We start from the raw sequence: 14,407 nt of genomic DNA on the forward strand, positions 1-14,407 counted from the left end.
GTTATCGCCGGTACGAATTAATACTATGCCTACAGGAGGCTCAGGGAATGAAACCGATCAATATTGTGATTGATGACGAAAATCGCTATTTCGCTACCGGCTTGCGGTTAAGCATTGCGAAATATGCGCAGCAGTATAATAAAGTCGCGCATTTCCTGCGGCCAGGCAGCGATGAGCGGCCCGACATCGTGTTGACCTCGCAGCTCCGGCACGCCCGGCGTTGGACTGCCTATTCAAGGGCACACGTCGTCACCATTGAAGAAAGACAGACCCTTGTTGCTAGGCGAGCGAAGCGAGTGCTTTATCGAACCGACGATCAACAACGGCTGTTTACGCTATTGACCGATGCCCTGGCCAATCCCGGCCCGGCATGCCATTTTTCCGGACTGGTGCTGACCCCTCGTGAGCGGCAGGTTATCGGCTATATGCGGCGCGGGTTGGATCAATCGCAAACCGCCAGAATAATGGGGGTGAGCGTTAAAACGGTGCACAGCCATAAGCGTTCGGTAATGGGTAAGCTAATGTTAAACCGCAGCCATGATTTTATGTATTGGTTACTATCTCCAGAGGCAGAGTATTCCTAACCGTGATGGGGAATAATTATAATTATTCTCGTCTGTTATCTTTAGAACGCTAAAGGATAGTTGATTCTGATTAAAATCCATCAGGGAAATGTTAATTCTCGATTTATTCATTTATTAAATAACAAAAAGGGAAAATTATGAAAAAGACAGCGGCTTTACTTATTGGCGCTTGCATCATGATGGCATCTTATGCACATGCCGGTTTTAACGGCAATCAGAACGTGCAGGGCAATAATGGCAACGCCAGCGGCGCCGGCAATAGCGATTTTGGCCAATGCATCAATGGTCAAGGGAAAAATGGCGGGCAATGTGCGGGCAACACCAACACAGGCGCCAAGCCTAAAGAAAAAGATAAAGGCGAAGTCATGAATGCGATATGTGAATCGCCGTTTATGAAAAAATACTCGCCGCTATGCCAGTAATATTTATTTTTGAATGACAAGCAGGGTTATCCTCCCTGCTTTTTTTGTGACTGTTGATTAAATATCCTGTTGTTCCGAATCAGATCATAAGTTAGGTGAATTATTATCGTTGGCAGTGATGGTAGCTGTACGTAATTTACGTTGGGTATTATCTACACCAAGGGAAAGGTGAAGTGGATTTGTTTTATTTCGCGATATTCTTGTTCTGTTTAAGCATCTATTCATTCTATAAACATGCGCAGCGGATGAAGAAAAGGCAGTTATCTATTCAAGAACTTGGCCATTCTTCCCGTTGGTTGGCATTGCGACGTCATCATTGACGCTGCTACGCATTGCATGACGTAGCGTTTTTTACCAGAGAGTAAGTATCCGCCTCAACGAAATTGGGCATTGCTCGTCTAGCGTCGCCACTTTCACACCTAATGCCGAGAATGCGGCAATTCGCTTACCCTTGGCGCCAACGTTTTTGGGGGATGCAAGTAGAGAAGGGAGCATTCGCCTATGCCGCTGGCCCGCAGTGTAAGCTCCTTTGGCCGAATAATCGAACGCAGTTCGATGGAGAGTCCGTACCCCAGAAAGCGAAAAACCCGACATAGGCGGGTTCTTCTAAATAGGGCGACCGGACTCGGACAACCGGCGCTGGTGCCGTGTTGAATAGCGCTTTAGCGCTGGCCCGCAGGGTGAGGCCCTTGGCCGAATAATCGAACGCAGTTCGATGGAGAGTCCGTACCCCCAGAAAGCGAAAAACCGCCATAAGCGGGTTCTTCTGAATAGGGCGACCGGACTCGGACAACCGGCGCTGGCCCGTAGGGTGAGGCCTTTGGCCGAATAATCGAACGCAGTTCGATGGAGAGTCCGTACCCCAGAAAGCGAAAAACCCGCCATAGGCGGGTTCTTCTGAATATGGTGCCCGGACTCGGAATCGAACCAAGGACACGGGGATTTTCAATCCCCTGCTCTACCGACTGAGCTATCCGGGCAACGCGCAGCATTAAACCGTATTGGCCGAAAGCCGTCAACGGCTTTATGCGTTAAAGACGTTAAAATACCTCCGGTTGCTGGCTTTTCAGGCAAAGGGCGCAAAAAATGCGCCTGTTCTGGCTATCACCTTGGGTTGGCTGTGCCGCCAACCCTGCCGATTCAGCTCAACGCCCCGTTGCGGCGGCACTGCGCCACCTGCAAGATGTCTTCCGCCAGCCGTTTGGCGACCGATACGTCCTGGAGCTGGCGTTTTACCAGCAGTTTGCTCAGGCAGCCTTCCTGAATCAGCTCCATTTGCTGTGCCACCATGTCGGCGTCGTCGGCGTCCATGTCGCGCAGCAGTTCGCGGGTCAGCTCCAGTGAGGTCAGCTTTTGCTGCTCCGCCAGTTGGTGGATCGGATGATCCGTTTCCGGGAAGAAGCTGCAGGCGGCGATAAACAGGCAGCCGGGGTAGCGGTCTTGCTGCACGTATTCCGCCAGCACGTCATAGCGCGCCAGCAGCTTTTGCTGCGGGCTCAGGCTCTCGTCCAGCAGCAGCTGGCGGCGCCAGGTGTCGATCTGTTGGCCGTGGTAGCGCAGGCAGTCGTACAGCAGCGCTTCGCGATCTGGCCAGAACCGCTTGAGATCGCCGGGCTGAACGTCGAGTTTTTCCGCCAGCATCTCTAATGTGGCGGTCGCCAGGCCCTGTTGTTCCAACAGGCCCAGCGCGGTATCAAGGACGTGTTCACGTTGCACTTGTGCTTCCTCCTCTTCGGTTCAGAACCTCAGTGTTATTTATCACATCACTTTCTGCAAATGCGCGTTGAAGGCTGCCGCCTTCATAAAACCGGTGACCCGCTGTACTGTCAGTTCCTGGCCCGCCGGATCGAAGAACAGGATCGTCGGCAGCCCCAGCACCTGCAGATGCTTCAGCAGCGCCGCCTGTTCCGCACTGTTAGCGGTGACGTCCGCCTGCAGCAGCACCGCGTTGGCCAGGCTCGCCTGCACCGCGGCGTCGCTGAAGGTGTATTTCTCGAACTCTTTGCAAGCTACGCACCAGTCGGCGTACAGATCCAGCATCACCGGTTTGCCCCGCGCCTGTTGCAGCGCGAGATCGAGCTGTTCGACGTTGTTGATGCGGGTAAAGGCCAGATGCGGTTGAGCCGCCTGCTGCGCCTGGTCGGTGCCGAAAGCCCAGTCCTGCAGCGGCCGCGCGGCGATCACCGCCACCGCCAGCAACAGCAATTGCAGGGCACGCGCCCAGCCGCGTGCGCTTCTTAGGCTCAGGGCGAAGGCCCAGCTGAAGAACGCCAGGCCGAGCAGGCTCCATAGGCGCATGCCCCACAGGTCGCCGATCACCCGCTCCAGCAGGAACACCGGTAGCGCCAGAATGACGAAGCCGAAGGCCTCTTTCACGTACTGCATCCACGGGCCGCTGCGCGGCAGCAGGCGGTTGCCGAACAGGGTGACGATCACCAGCGGAATGCCCATTCCCAGCGCGTACAGGTACAGCGTGCCGCCGCCGGCCCACAGATTACCGCTCTGGGCGATATACAGCAGGATGGCGCTGAGTGGCGCGGTGGTGCAGGGGGAACAGATCAGCCCGGCCAGGGCGCCCATCAGGAACACGCCGGTCAGTGAGCCGCCGCGCTGGGTGTTGCTCCAGTTTGCCAGCCGGGTTTGCAGCGCCGAGGGCAACTGCAGGGAATAGAGGCCGAACATCGACAGCGCCAGCGCGATGAACAGCGCCGACAGGCCAATCAGAACGTAAGGATGCTGCAGCGCCGCCTGGAACTGCAATCCGGCGGCGGCCACCACCAAGCCCAGCAGGGTGTAGGTGAGCGCCATGCCCTGCACGTAAACCACCGCCAGCGCCAGAATGCGGCCGCTGCTTTGCGGCCGGTCGCGGCCGAGGATGATGCCGGAGATCAGCGGGTACATCGGCAGTACGCACGGGGTGAAGGCGATACCGATGCCGATCAGCAATGCCCACAGCGGCGAGAACGGCAGGTTGGCCGGTGTGGCGGGGGCCTCAACTGGTGCAGCGGCCGAGAGCGGCGCGGCTGCGGTGGCGCTGACCGCATCCAGCGGGATGGTTCGGGTTTCCGGCGGATAGCAGAAGCCGGCCTCGGCACAGCCCTGATAGGTGACACTGAGGCTGGCGTTGGCCGCCGCCTGTTGCAGCGGCACCTGCAGATTCAGCTGCTGTTTGAAAATCGCCACTTCGCCGAAGAACTCGTCCTTGTGGCTCACCCCTTCGGGCAGGGTAAACGCGCCGAGCGTCGCCTGCTGCGGCACCAGTTTGATCTGCTGGCGATACAGGTAGTAGCCGGGGCGGATCTGCCAGTTCAGCGTTACCTGGCTGCCCTGCTGTTTGAAATCGAAGGCGAAGGCCTGATCGACAGGCACGAACTGGCTGCCGCCTTTCGGCGCGAACAGCGAAGCCTGCGCCGCCTGTGGCAGGAAGAACAGGCTGCACAGCAGCAAAATCAGTTTAAGGAAGCGTTGATCCATAACAGGTAGTCTTTATCTCCGGCCATCACCGGCAGCACCAGCAACTCGGGCGTCTGGTAGGGGTGATGTTGTTTCAGGGTGTCGAGCAGGGCCTGCTGACGGCGGCGATCGCTTTTGAACAGCATCTGCACTTCGTATTCCTGTTCCAGTTTCCCTTCCCAGTAATACAGCGAGGTGGCGCCGGGCAGCAGTGTGGCGCAGGCCGCCAGCTTATCGCCCAAGACCCGCGCCGCCAGTTCCTGGGCGCTGGCTTCATCGGGTGCGGTACAGAGTATGACGACAGCTTCGCAATCAGACATCTTCAGCCCTCTCATCGATTCGAATGGGCACTATACCCTGAAGGCGGATTGGCTAGAAGGCGAGTTTATCGCCAAAAGGAAAACCGGGGCCGCAGCCCCGGTCGAAGCCTTACAGCATGACGCTGCCGAGCAGGAAGCCGAATACCACCGCGAAGATCACGCCCATGGTGCCGGGAATGAAGAACGGATGGTTGAACACGAAGCGGCCGATGCGCGTGGTGCCGGTGTCGTCCATCTGCACCGCGGCGACCAGCGTCGGGTAGGTCGGCAGGATGAACAGGCCGGAAACGGCGGCGAAGGAGGCGACGGCGGTCAGCGGCGACACGTTCAGCGCCAGCGCCATCGGCATCAGCGCCTTGGCGGTGGCGGCCTGCGAGTACAGCAGCGCCGAGCAGAAGAAGAAGATCACCGCCAGTAGCCACGGGTGCGCCTGAATGACGCTGCCGGCCGTCTCTTTGATCCAGTCGATGTTGGCCTGCACGAAGGTATCGCCCAGCCAGGCGACGCCGAGGATACAGATACAGGCGCTCATGCCGGCCTTGAAGGTGCTGGAGTTCAGCACCATGTCGGTGTCGACGCGGCACAGCAGGGTGGTCAGCGTGGCGACGCTCAGCATGATGATCAGGATGGCGTTGGTAGTGTTCATTAGCGGCTTGGCCACCAGGCCCAGGCCCGGGCTGTTGATGATGGCGTAAGCCACTACGCACAGCACGCCCAGCAGGAACAGCAGCACCGAGGTTTTGGCGCGCGGTTTGATCGCCAGCGCGTTGTTGCCGCGCAGGGTGATCAGACCCTCTTCCAGGCGTTTCAGGTACACCGGGTCGTTAGACAGCTTGGAGTCGAACAGCCAGGTCACCAGCAGCGACATCACCAGCACGGCGCAGAAGGTGGACGGGATCACCACCATCAGCAGGTGCAGGTAGCTGACGCCGTGGCCTTCCATCACCGAAGACATGTACACCACCGCGGCGGAGATCGGCGAGGCGGTGATGGCGATCTGGGCGGACACCACGGCGGTCGACAGCGGGCGGCAAGGCTTGATGCCCTGTTCTTTCGCCACTTCGGCGATCACCGGCAGCGCCGAGAGCGAGATGTTGCCGGTGCCGGCGAAGATGGTCAGGAAGTAGGTGACGATAGGGGCGAGAATGGTGATGTGCTTGGGGTTCTTGCGCAGCAGCTTTTCGGTCTGCTGCACCAGGTAATCCATCCCTCCGGCGACCTGCATCGCGGAGATCGCCGCGATCACCGCCATGATGATGGAAATCACGTCGAAGGGAATGCTGCCCGGCTTGACGCCGATCAGCGCCAGGACCAGAACGCCCAACCCCCCCGCGAACCCGATACCGATACCGCCCAACCTGGCCCCTAAAAAGATGGCCAGCAGAACGATAACCAATTCTACGGCTAGCATAGTATTTACTCCTTAAAATGAGAGAAATTGAAAATCAAACGTTAAAATTTTGTGGGCGCCGGAAAGTAAAAAGGCACGCTATCCAGAGGATTTAGCGTGCCTTTCAGGGCTACCGGGTAGGTCTGTTATTGTTCATTTTCATCCGTATAGCGTTTGGCTTTATAGGCCGGGTGCATCAGGTTCTCCACGGAGAAGATGTCATCCAGCTCGGCTTCGGTCAGCAGGCCGCGTTCCAGCACCACTTCGCGCACGCTCTTGCCGGTTTCGGCGCAGATCTTCCCGACGATGTCACCGTTGTGGTGGCCGATGAACGGGTTCAGATAGGTGACGATACCGATCGAGTTGAAGACGTAGTGTTCGCAGACTTCTTTATTCGCGGTGATGCCGTTAATGCATTTTTCCAGCAGGTTGTAGCAGGCGTTGGTCAGGATGTGGATCGACTCGAACATCGCCTGGCCGATCACCGGCTCCATCACGTTCAGCTGCAGCTGGCCCGCTTCGGCCGCCATGGTAACGCAAGTGTCGTTGCCAATCACCTTGAAACACACCTGATTGACCACTTCCGGCACCACCGGGTTCACTTTGGCCGGCATGATGGACGACCCCGCCTGCAGCTCCGGCAGGTTGATTTCGTTCAGGCCGGCGCGCGGGCCGGAGGAGAGCAGGCGCAGATCGTTACAGATTTTGGACAGTTTCACCGCCAGGCGTTTGAGTGCGCTGTGCACCATCACGTAGGCGCCGCAGTCGGAGGTGGCTTCGATCAGGTCTTCCGCCGGCACCACCGGCAGGCCGCTGACTTCCGCCAGTTTTTGCACCGCCAGCGGCTGATAGCCTTCCGGGGTGTTGAGCGCGGTGCCGATGGCGGTGGCGCCCAGGTTAACTTCCAGCAGCAGCTCCGCGGTGCGGTGCAGGTTGCGGGTCTCTTCGTTCAGCAGCACGCTGAAGGCGTGGAATTCCTGGCCGAGGGTCATCGGCACCGCGTCCTGCAGCTGGGTGCGGCCCATTTTCAGGATGGTTTCGAACTCTTTCGCCTTGCGATCGAAGCCTTCACGCAGCTGGTTGATGGCGTCGATCAGTTTCTGGTTGGAGGCGTACACCGCGATGCGGAACCCGGTCGGGTAGGCGTCGTTGGTGGACTGGCACTTATTGAGGTGATCGTTCGGGTTCAGGTACTGGTATTCGCCTTTTTGATGGCCCATCAGCTCCAGGCCGATGTTCGCCAGCACTTCGTTGGTGTTCATGTTCAGCGAGGTGCCTGCGCCGCCCTGGAACACGTCCACCGGGAACTGATCCATGCACTTGCCTTTATCCAGCACCTCGTCGCAGGCCTGGATGATCACGTCGGCGATTTTGCGTGGGATGGTTTTGAGTTCTTTGTTGGCCATCGCCGCGGCCTTTTTCACCATCACCATGCCGCGAACGAACTCGGGGACATCGCTGATTTTGCTGTTGCTGATGTAGAAGTTTTCAATCGCACGCAGAGTGTGAACTCCGTAGTAAGCGTCTGCGGGGACTTCACGTGTTCCTAACAGGTCTTCTTCGATACGAATGTTGTTTGACATGAGAACCTTCTCTATGTGTTGCTGCCGAATTAATAATTTGTCAGGTCAAGGCTAGTAAGGGCACAGCCTAAATTAATGTTGCCGAAGGCTTGGGGCGTGAAACGATTAACCAAATCGCCCGTTGCTGCCCAGATCATATGCTGGTTGATAAGAAATGACTGAATCCAGATCACCTTATGGTGTTTAAGGATATGCCCTTTTCCGGTTCTGTGACTTCTTTCACGTTTGTGAACTTTAGCAATAAAAACCGGCTCTCGGTTGAAATGGTGGGGGGATGCCCTCATTGTAATGGTGTCGGCCGTTTACGGCCTCTTTTTTCGCGCCGTCGCCCCGTGGCGGCCGTGCCTTACCTACCGATAGGAGAACCAGGTGCGCTGGTTACCGCTACTGCTGATATTTCTGCTGGCTTACATAGAAATATCCATCTTTATCAAAGTCGCCGCCGTGCTCGGCGTGGCTGTCACCCTGCTGCTGGTGGTGTTCAGCTCCTGCGTCGGCATTTCGCTGGTGCGCAATCAGGGCATGAAAACCTTCGTGCAGATGCAGCAAAAACTGGCGGCCGGCGAAAGCCCGGCGGCGGAAATGGTGAAAAGCGTTTCGCTGGTGCTGGCGGGCTTCCTGCTGCTGATACCGGGCTTCTTCACCGACTTCCTCGGCCTGTTGCTGCTGCTGCCGCCGGTGCAAAAATCGCTGACGCTGAAGCTGATGCCGCACCTGTCGGTGTATCGCCCCGGCGGTTGGACCGGAGGCGACGCCGCCAACGGCAATACCTTCGACGGCGAATTCCAGCGCAAGGACGACGATCGCCCGGTGCTGGAACACCGCCCGGACGAGGATCGCAAACCTCACGATCGTTAAGCAAACGCGGCTCAGGCCGCGTTTTTCATCTCTGCGGCACTCGTCGGACCAAAAATGCGAAATTTTTTTTGTTCGCCCCCTTGAAGGGGGCTGGAACGCCCCCATCTCAAATGCCACGAGGCCGGTAATAACAACCATCCGGTGTACAACCCTAAATCTGATAGAGACCTTCTTACAGGAGAGCGTTCAATGAGTATTCGTCCATTGCATGACCGCGTTATCGTCAAGCGCAAAGAAGTTGAATCAAAATCTGCTGGCGGCATCGTCCTGACTGGCTCTGCTGCGGGTAAATCCACTCGCGGTGAAGTGGTTGCAGTGGGTAAAGGGCGTGTGCTGGAAAACGGCAACATCCAACCGCTGGATGTGAAAGTTGGCGATATCGTGATTTTCAACGACGGCTACGGCGTGAAAGCAGAGAAGATCGACAATGAAGAAGTGTTGATCATGTCCGAAAGCGACATTCTGGCAATTGTTGAAGCGTAATTGCGCTTTATCTTCTGAACTGAACGAGTTGAAGGGAAATACCAATGGCAGCTAAAGACGTAAAATTCGGCAATGACGCTCGCGTGAAAATGCTCCGCGGCGTGAATGTTCTCGCTGATGCAGTAAAAGTGACCCTGGGCCCGAAAGGCCGCAACGTAGTGCTGGATAAATCTTTCGGCGCACCGACCATCACCAAAGACGGCGTTTCCGTTGCGCGTGAAATCGAACTGGAAGACAAGTTCGAGAACATGGGCGCACAGATGGTGAAAGAAGTGGCCTCCAAAGCGAACGACGCGGCGGGCGACGGCACCACCACTGCAACCGTACTGGCTCAATCCATCATCACCGAAGGCCTGAAAGCGGTTGCTGCAGGCATGAACCCGATGGATCTGAAGCGCGGCATCGACAAAGCGGTTGTCGCTGCGGTTGAAGAACTGAAAAAACTGTCCGTACCTTGCTCCGATTCCAAAGCTATCGCTCAGGTCGGCACCATCTCCGCCAACTCCGACGAAACCGTGGGTAAACTGATCGCGGAAGCGATGGAGAAAGTGGGCAAAGAAGGCGTTATCACCGTTGAAGAAGGCACCGGCCTGCAAGACGAGCTGGACGTGGTTGAAGGTATGCAGTTCGACCGCGGTTACCTGTCTCCATACTTCATCAACAAGCCGGAAACCGGTTCTGTTGAGCTGGAAAGCCCGTTCATCCTGCTGGCCGACAAGAAGATCTCCAACATCCGCGAAATGCTGCCGGTGCTGGAAGCCGTTGCCAAAGCAGGCAAACCGCTGCTGATCATCGCTGAAGACGTAGAAGGCGAAGCGCTGGCGACCCTGGTGGTCAACACCATGCGCGGCATCGTGAAAGTGGCTGCCGTTAAGGCGCCTGGCTTCGGCGACCGTCGTAAAGCCATGCTGCAGGACATCGCTACCCTGACTGCCGGTACCGTTATCTCTGAAGAGATCGGTCTGGAACTGGAAAAAGCCACCCTGGAAGATCTGGGTCAGGCGAAACGCGTTGTCATCAACAAAGACACCACCATCATCATCGATGGCGTGGGCGACGAAGCGACCATCCAGGGCCGCGTTGCTCAAATTCGTCAGCAGATCGAAGAAGCGACCTCTGACTACGATCGTGAAAAACTGCAGGAGCGCGTAGCGAAACTGGCCGGCGGCGTTGCCGTTATCAAGGTTGGCGCAGCCACTGAAGTTGAAATGAAAGAGAAGAAAGCCCGCGTTGAAGACGCCCTGCACGCAACCCGCGCCGCAGTGGAAGAAGGCGTGGTTGCCGGCGGCGGCGTCGCGCTGATCCGCGTTGCAGGCAAAATCGCCGCGCTGAAAGGCGACAACGAAGACCAGAACGTGGGTATCAAAGTTGCGCTGCGCGCAATGGAAGCCCCTCTGCGTCAGATCGTGGTCAACGCCGGTGAAGAAGCTTCCGTTATCGCCAACCAGGTGAAAGCGGGCGAAGGCAGCTACGGCTACAACGCTTACTCTGAAGAATACGGCGACATGATCGCGATGGGTATCCTGGATCCGACCAAAGTGACCCGTTCTGCTCTGCAGTACGCGGCTTCCGTGGCTGGCCTGATGATCACCACCGAATGCATGGTCACCGACCTGCCGAAGGCTGACGCACCGGATCTGGGCGCAGCAGGCGGTATGGGTGGCATGGGCGGTATGGGCGGCATGATGTAATCATCCCCCACACGCTTGTGTGCTGAGAACCCCGGTCAACTGACCGGGGTTTTTTTTAGCTTAAAAATCAATAAAAAGAATGTTTATTTAGCTTGTTATTAGTTCACTGAATGAATAATTGCATTATTTTGTTTTTACCCTAAACCGTTGTCGTTTCGTACCGATATAGCCCTTACCGAGCGGGGAATTTCCCCTCGCCGGTGTGACTGTCAACGGAGACGACTTATGCTGAAAAATATGAAAATAGCCACCTGGCTGATGATGATGCTGTTGCTGCTGGGCTTGATGCCCATGGGAACCGGCGCCATCGCCTTCTATTTCATGCAGCAAAACGGCAACAGCATCGGCAGGATGAGCACGTTCTCCGACGAGGAAGCGGCGCTTAACCGCAGTTGGCGTGCTTTGCTGCAAACGCAGACGCTGATCGACAACATGGCGTTCGAGCGCTGGGCGCAGACCAGCAGAGCCGATATTCAGCAGGGAATCGATGAGGCGCGCGGTGAGCTGCGCAGCGCCGACGTCGCGTTCAACCTGTTTTGGGAGACGCCGGGCCTGACGGTATCGCGCCCGGATCTGGGCGAGGCGATGAAAAAGGTTTACCTGGCGCAGCAGGCGGTGCTGAAGCAAGAACTGACGCTGTTGGCCGACACGCCACAGACGGCGCTGATCGAGCGGCTGCACGCCATGGCGACAGAGAAGCGCCAGGTGCGCCAGCGGCTGGATAACCAGTTTGCCGACTACATGCGGGCCACGGTGGCCGCCCACCGTCTGGCAGTGGAAGAGGCGGAGCAGACCCAAAAAGTCTTCGCCCGCCTGCTGAGCGGCACCCTGGCGGCGATCCTGCTGCTGCTGGTCGCCGTGCAGCGTGATTTCCGCCGGCGCTTGATTCTGCCGCTGCGCCAGATCGCCGAACACTTGCAAAAGGTTGGGCGCGGCGATCTACGCAGCGAGATCGCGGTACGCAACAACAATGAGATCGGCATGCTGTTCGCCAGCCTACGGACGATGCAGCAGGAGCTGAGTGCGACCGTGCAGCAGGTGCGTGACGGTGTGGAGTCGATCAACCACGGTACGCACGAGATCGCCGTCGGCAACGCCGATCTCTCCAGCCGCACCGAAGAACAAGCCAGCGCGCTGACGGAAACCGCCGCCAGCATGGAGCAGATTACCGCCACGGTGCGGCAAAACGCCGATAACGCCACTCAGGCCGCCGGCATGGTCAATCAGACCGCCGGCATTGCCCGCAACGGCGAAACGCTGATGGCCAGCGCGATCGACAAGATGCGGGCGATCAACGACAGCGCGCGTCAGGTGGGGGATATTACCAGCGTGATCGACGGCATCGCCTTCCAGACCAACATTCTGGCGCTGAACGCCGCCGTCGAGGCCGCACGTGCCGGGGAGCAGGGGCGGGGTTTTGCGGTGGTAGCCGGCGAAGTGCGCAATCTGGCGCAGCGCTGCGCGACGTCGGCCAAGGAGATCAGCGGTCTGGTCGACGGCGTAACCGGCGATATCGCCGCCGGCGTGCGGCTGGTGGAACAGGCGGGCGAGACGATGAATGCCATCGTCGGCTCGGTGAACCAGGTGACGTCGCTGATGGATAACATCTCCTATGCGTCGGAAGAGCAAAGCAAAGGCGTCGAGCAGGTCGGGGTGGCGGTGACCCAGATGGATCAGGTGACCCAGCAGAACGCCGCGCTGGTGGAGGAGGTGGCGACCACCGCCGTCGGCGTGGAGGAACAGGCGGCCCTGCTGGCGCAGGCGGTGGCGGTATTCAAACTGGCGGAGGGGGAACCGCGCCAGGGCGACGTGGAGGCGCAGGCATCGGCGGCCGTTGCCGGTTGGGTATAACGCCGCCGCACTGTATTTGATGATATTTTTGCCGCCCGGGGCGATTTAGCTGGTAAACTGGTAAGTCATCAGCTGTCGCTCAAGACGTTGGCCCGCTCGCGCGGCAACGGATGCTTAAGAGATGGCATCGCTTTCTGATATACCCTATGAATTTCAAGTTGTAGCTAGGCGGCCAGCTCGTGAGTCCCCAGGCGCTTACTTGAGTAAGTAACTGGGGTGAGCGAGCGCAGTCAACAACGCTACAGCTTGAAAGGCGACGGGTAGAAGATTTTGCGTAATTCTCAACATCGAATGGGGAACAAGATGCGGATTAAAGCCTTACTGGGTCTTTCGGCAGCGATGCTGCTGGCGGGTTGCAGCACCACTCATGAACTGACCGCTGCGGGTCAGCAGATCAAGTTCACCGACAGCAAGCCGGCGGCGGAATGCCAGCTGCTGGGGGAAGTGACCGGCACCCAGAGCAACTGGCTGTCCGGCAACGGCGGTGAAGGCAGCTCCATGCGCGGTGCGGCCAACGATCTGCGCAACAAGGCAGCGGCCATGGGCGGCAACGTCATTTACGGCGCCAACAGCCCAAGCCAGAACCTGCTCTCCAGCTTCGCGCCGCTGGACAGCAAAATGGTCGGCCAGGTTTACAAGTGCCCGTAAGGCGCTGAGGCCGCAGCCGCAAAGAGATAAAAAAGAGGAATGCCACGGCATTCCTCTTTTCGTTCCATCGGGCCATGTGGCGCGCGTCACTCCTGCATCAGGCGCAGGTCGATCGGCGTTTTGCTCGGTTCGCCGCCCACTTCACGCGTCAGGCGCGGTACCAGATAACCGGACACCTTGCTCAGCAGCGCCTGCATGATGGCGCGCGCTTCATCGTCGCTGACCATGAAGTGCGCCGCGCCCTGCACCTTGTCCAGCACGTGGATGTAATAGGGCAGGATGCCGGCGTCGAACAGCGCGTTGCTGAGTGCCGCCAGCGTATCGGCATGGTCGTTGACGTCGCGCAGCAGCACGCTCTGGTTGAGCAGCGTGACGCCGGCGAGGCGCAGCTGGGCCATGGCGCTCTGCAGCTCGCGGTCGATTTCGTTGGCGTGGTTGATGTGCGTGACCATCAGCACCTGCAGGCGCGAGGCCGACAGCAGGCGGCACAGCGCCGGCGTAATGCGCGCCGGGATCACCACCGGCAGACGGGTGTGAATGCGCAGGCGTTTCAGGTGCGAAATGGCCTCCAGCTCGCCGACCAGCCACTCCAGCTCGCTGTCTTTGGCCATCAGCGGATCGCCGCCGGAAAAAATGATCTCGTCCAGTTCCGGGTGTTGGCGGATATAATCCAGCGCCTGCCGCCAGTTGTTCTTGTTGCCCTGATTATCCTGATAGGGGAAGTGACGGCGGAAACAGTAACGGCAGTTGACCGCACAGCCGCCTTTGACCAGCAGCAGCGCGCGATTGCGGTATTTGTGCAGCAGGCCCGGCACCACGCTGCGCTGTTCATCCAGCGGATCGGTGGTGAACCCTGGGGCGTTGATGAACTCCTCTCTGGCGGTCAGCACCTGGCGCAGCAGCGGGTCGTTGGCATCGCCGGGGCGCATGCGCGCAGCGAAGGCGCGCGGCACGCGCAGGGCAAACAGCCGGCGGGCATCGCGCCCCTGCGGCAGTTCCGGGTGCGTATTCAGTGACAAAAGCTGCAGTAATTCATCGGGATCGGTAATAACATCGGCGAGTTGATGCAACCAATCTTCTCTATGTGCCGTACTTTGGGTTATAATGTGTGCCATTTTTTTGGC

At 58.2% G+C, this 14,407-nt stretch carries 13 protein-coding genes and 1 tRNA gene; 7 read left to right on the plus strand and 7 right to left on the minus strand.

What is annotated here, in order from left to right; genetic code table 11:
* Positions 1-47 precede the first annotated feature (47 nt).
* Both ACSJLU_RS01720 and ACSJLU_RS01725 read left to right on the plus strand, forming a co-directional pair.
* Entirely contained in the window at positions 48-584 is a 537-nt protein-coding gene (locus ACSJLU_RS01720; protein WP_167324738.1) for a helix-turn-helix transcriptional regulator, read from the plus strand.
* A 137-nt stretch (positions 585-721) separates the two neighbouring features.
* Entirely contained in the window at positions 722-1,006 is a 285-nt protein-coding gene (locus ACSJLU_RS01725; RefSeq protein WP_154219765.1) for a hypothetical protein, read from the plus strand.
* 904 nt (positions 1,007-1,910) lie between these two features.
* Here the strand turns inward: ACSJLU_RS01725 and ACSJLU_RS01730 are convergent.
* The 6 genes from ACSJLU_RS01730 to aspA form a co-directional block, all read right to left on the minus strand.
* A tRNA-Phe gene (locus ACSJLU_RS01730) sits at positions 1,911-1,986 on the minus strand.
* Positions 1,987-2,146: 160 nt separating this feature from the next.
* Positions 2,147-2,722: a division control transcriptional repressor DicD gene (gene dicD, locus ACSJLU_RS01735; protein WP_004929655.1), complete on the minus strand. Its 576-nt coding sequence runs from the start codon at positions 2,720-2,722 to the stop codon at positions 2,147-2,149.
* 42 nt (positions 2,723-2,764) lie between these two features.
* Positions 2,765-4,480 carry a protein-disulfide reductase DsbD gene (locus ACSJLU_RS01740; RefSeq protein ID WP_380828111.1) on the minus strand — a complete coding sequence of 572 codons (1,716 nt, stop codon included), beginning with the start codon at positions 4,478-4,480 and terminating at the stop codon, positions 2,765-2,767.
* Positions 4,456-4,779 (minus strand): divalent cation tolerance protein CutA, encoded by a 324-nt coding sequence (gene cutA / locus ACSJLU_RS01745; protein WP_004929657.1) that lies wholly within the window; start codon positions 4,777-4,779, stop codon positions 4,456-4,458. The genes ACSJLU_RS01740 and cutA overlap by 25 nt, the downstream gene beginning before the upstream one ends.
* 109 nt (positions 4,780-4,888) lie before the next feature.
* On the minus strand, positions 4,889-6,190 hold the full coding sequence (locus ACSJLU_RS01750; RefSeq protein ID WP_016929379.1) for an anaerobic C4-dicarboxylate transporter: 1,302 nt from the start codon (positions 6,188-6,190) through the stop codon (positions 4,889-4,891).
* Between the two features lie 125 nt (positions 6,191-6,315).
* Positions 6,316-7,752, minus strand: coding sequence for an aspartate ammonia-lyase (gene aspA / locus ACSJLU_RS01755; protein ID WP_004929659.1), 1,437 nt, complete (start codon positions 7,750-7,752; stop codon positions 6,316-6,318).
* Between the two features lie 369 nt (positions 7,753-8,121).
* Between aspA and ACSJLU_RS01760 the strand changes: the two genes are divergently transcribed.
* From ACSJLU_RS01760 to ACSJLU_RS01780, 5 genes are all read left to right on the plus strand, one after another.
* On the plus strand, positions 8,122-8,610 hold the full coding sequence (locus ACSJLU_RS01760) for an FxsA family protein (protein ID WP_073531328.1): 489 nt from the start codon (positions 8,122-8,124) through the stop codon (positions 8,608-8,610).
* A gap of 189 nt (positions 8,611-8,799) precedes the next feature.
* Positions 8,800-9,093 (plus strand): co-chaperone GroES, encoded by a 294-nt coding sequence (locus ACSJLU_RS01765; protein ID WP_004929661.1) that lies wholly within the window; start codon positions 8,800-8,802, stop codon positions 9,091-9,093.
* Positions 9,094-9,137: 44 nt separating this feature from the next.
* Positions 9,138-10,784: a chaperonin GroEL gene (groL, locus tag ACSJLU_RS01770; protein WP_004929662.1), complete on the plus strand. Its 1,647-nt coding sequence runs from the start codon at positions 9,138-9,140 to the stop codon at positions 10,782-10,784.
* 225 nt (positions 10,785-11,009) lie between these two features.
* Complete coding sequence (locus ACSJLU_RS01775; protein WP_380828106.1) at positions 11,010-12,635, plus strand: methyl-accepting chemotaxis protein; 1,626 nt, start codon at positions 11,010-11,012, stop codon at positions 12,633-12,635.
* 303 nt (positions 12,636-12,938) lie between these two features.
* The gene (locus ACSJLU_RS01780) at positions 12,939-13,283 is read left to right on the plus strand and encodes a DUF4156 domain-containing protein (protein WP_025305007.1); all 345 of its coding nucleotides are present in this window, start codon (positions 12,939-12,941) and stop codon (positions 13,281-13,283) included.
* 86 nt (positions 13,284-13,369) lie between these two features.
* Here ACSJLU_RS01780 and epmB read toward each other — a convergent pair whose 3' ends face one another.
* Positions 13,370-14,398, minus strand: a complete 1,029-nt coding sequence (gene epmB, locus ACSJLU_RS01785) for an EF-P beta-lysylation protein EpmB (protein ID WP_380828103.1) — start codon at positions 14,396-14,398, stop codon at positions 13,370-13,372.
* Positions 14,399-14,407: the final 9 nt, after the last annotated feature.

Source organism: Serratia bockelmannii (genome assembly GCF_051803255.1).
Classification (GTDB): Bacteria; Pseudomonadota; Gammaproteobacteria; order Enterobacterales; family Enterobacteriaceae; genus Serratia; species Serratia bockelmannii.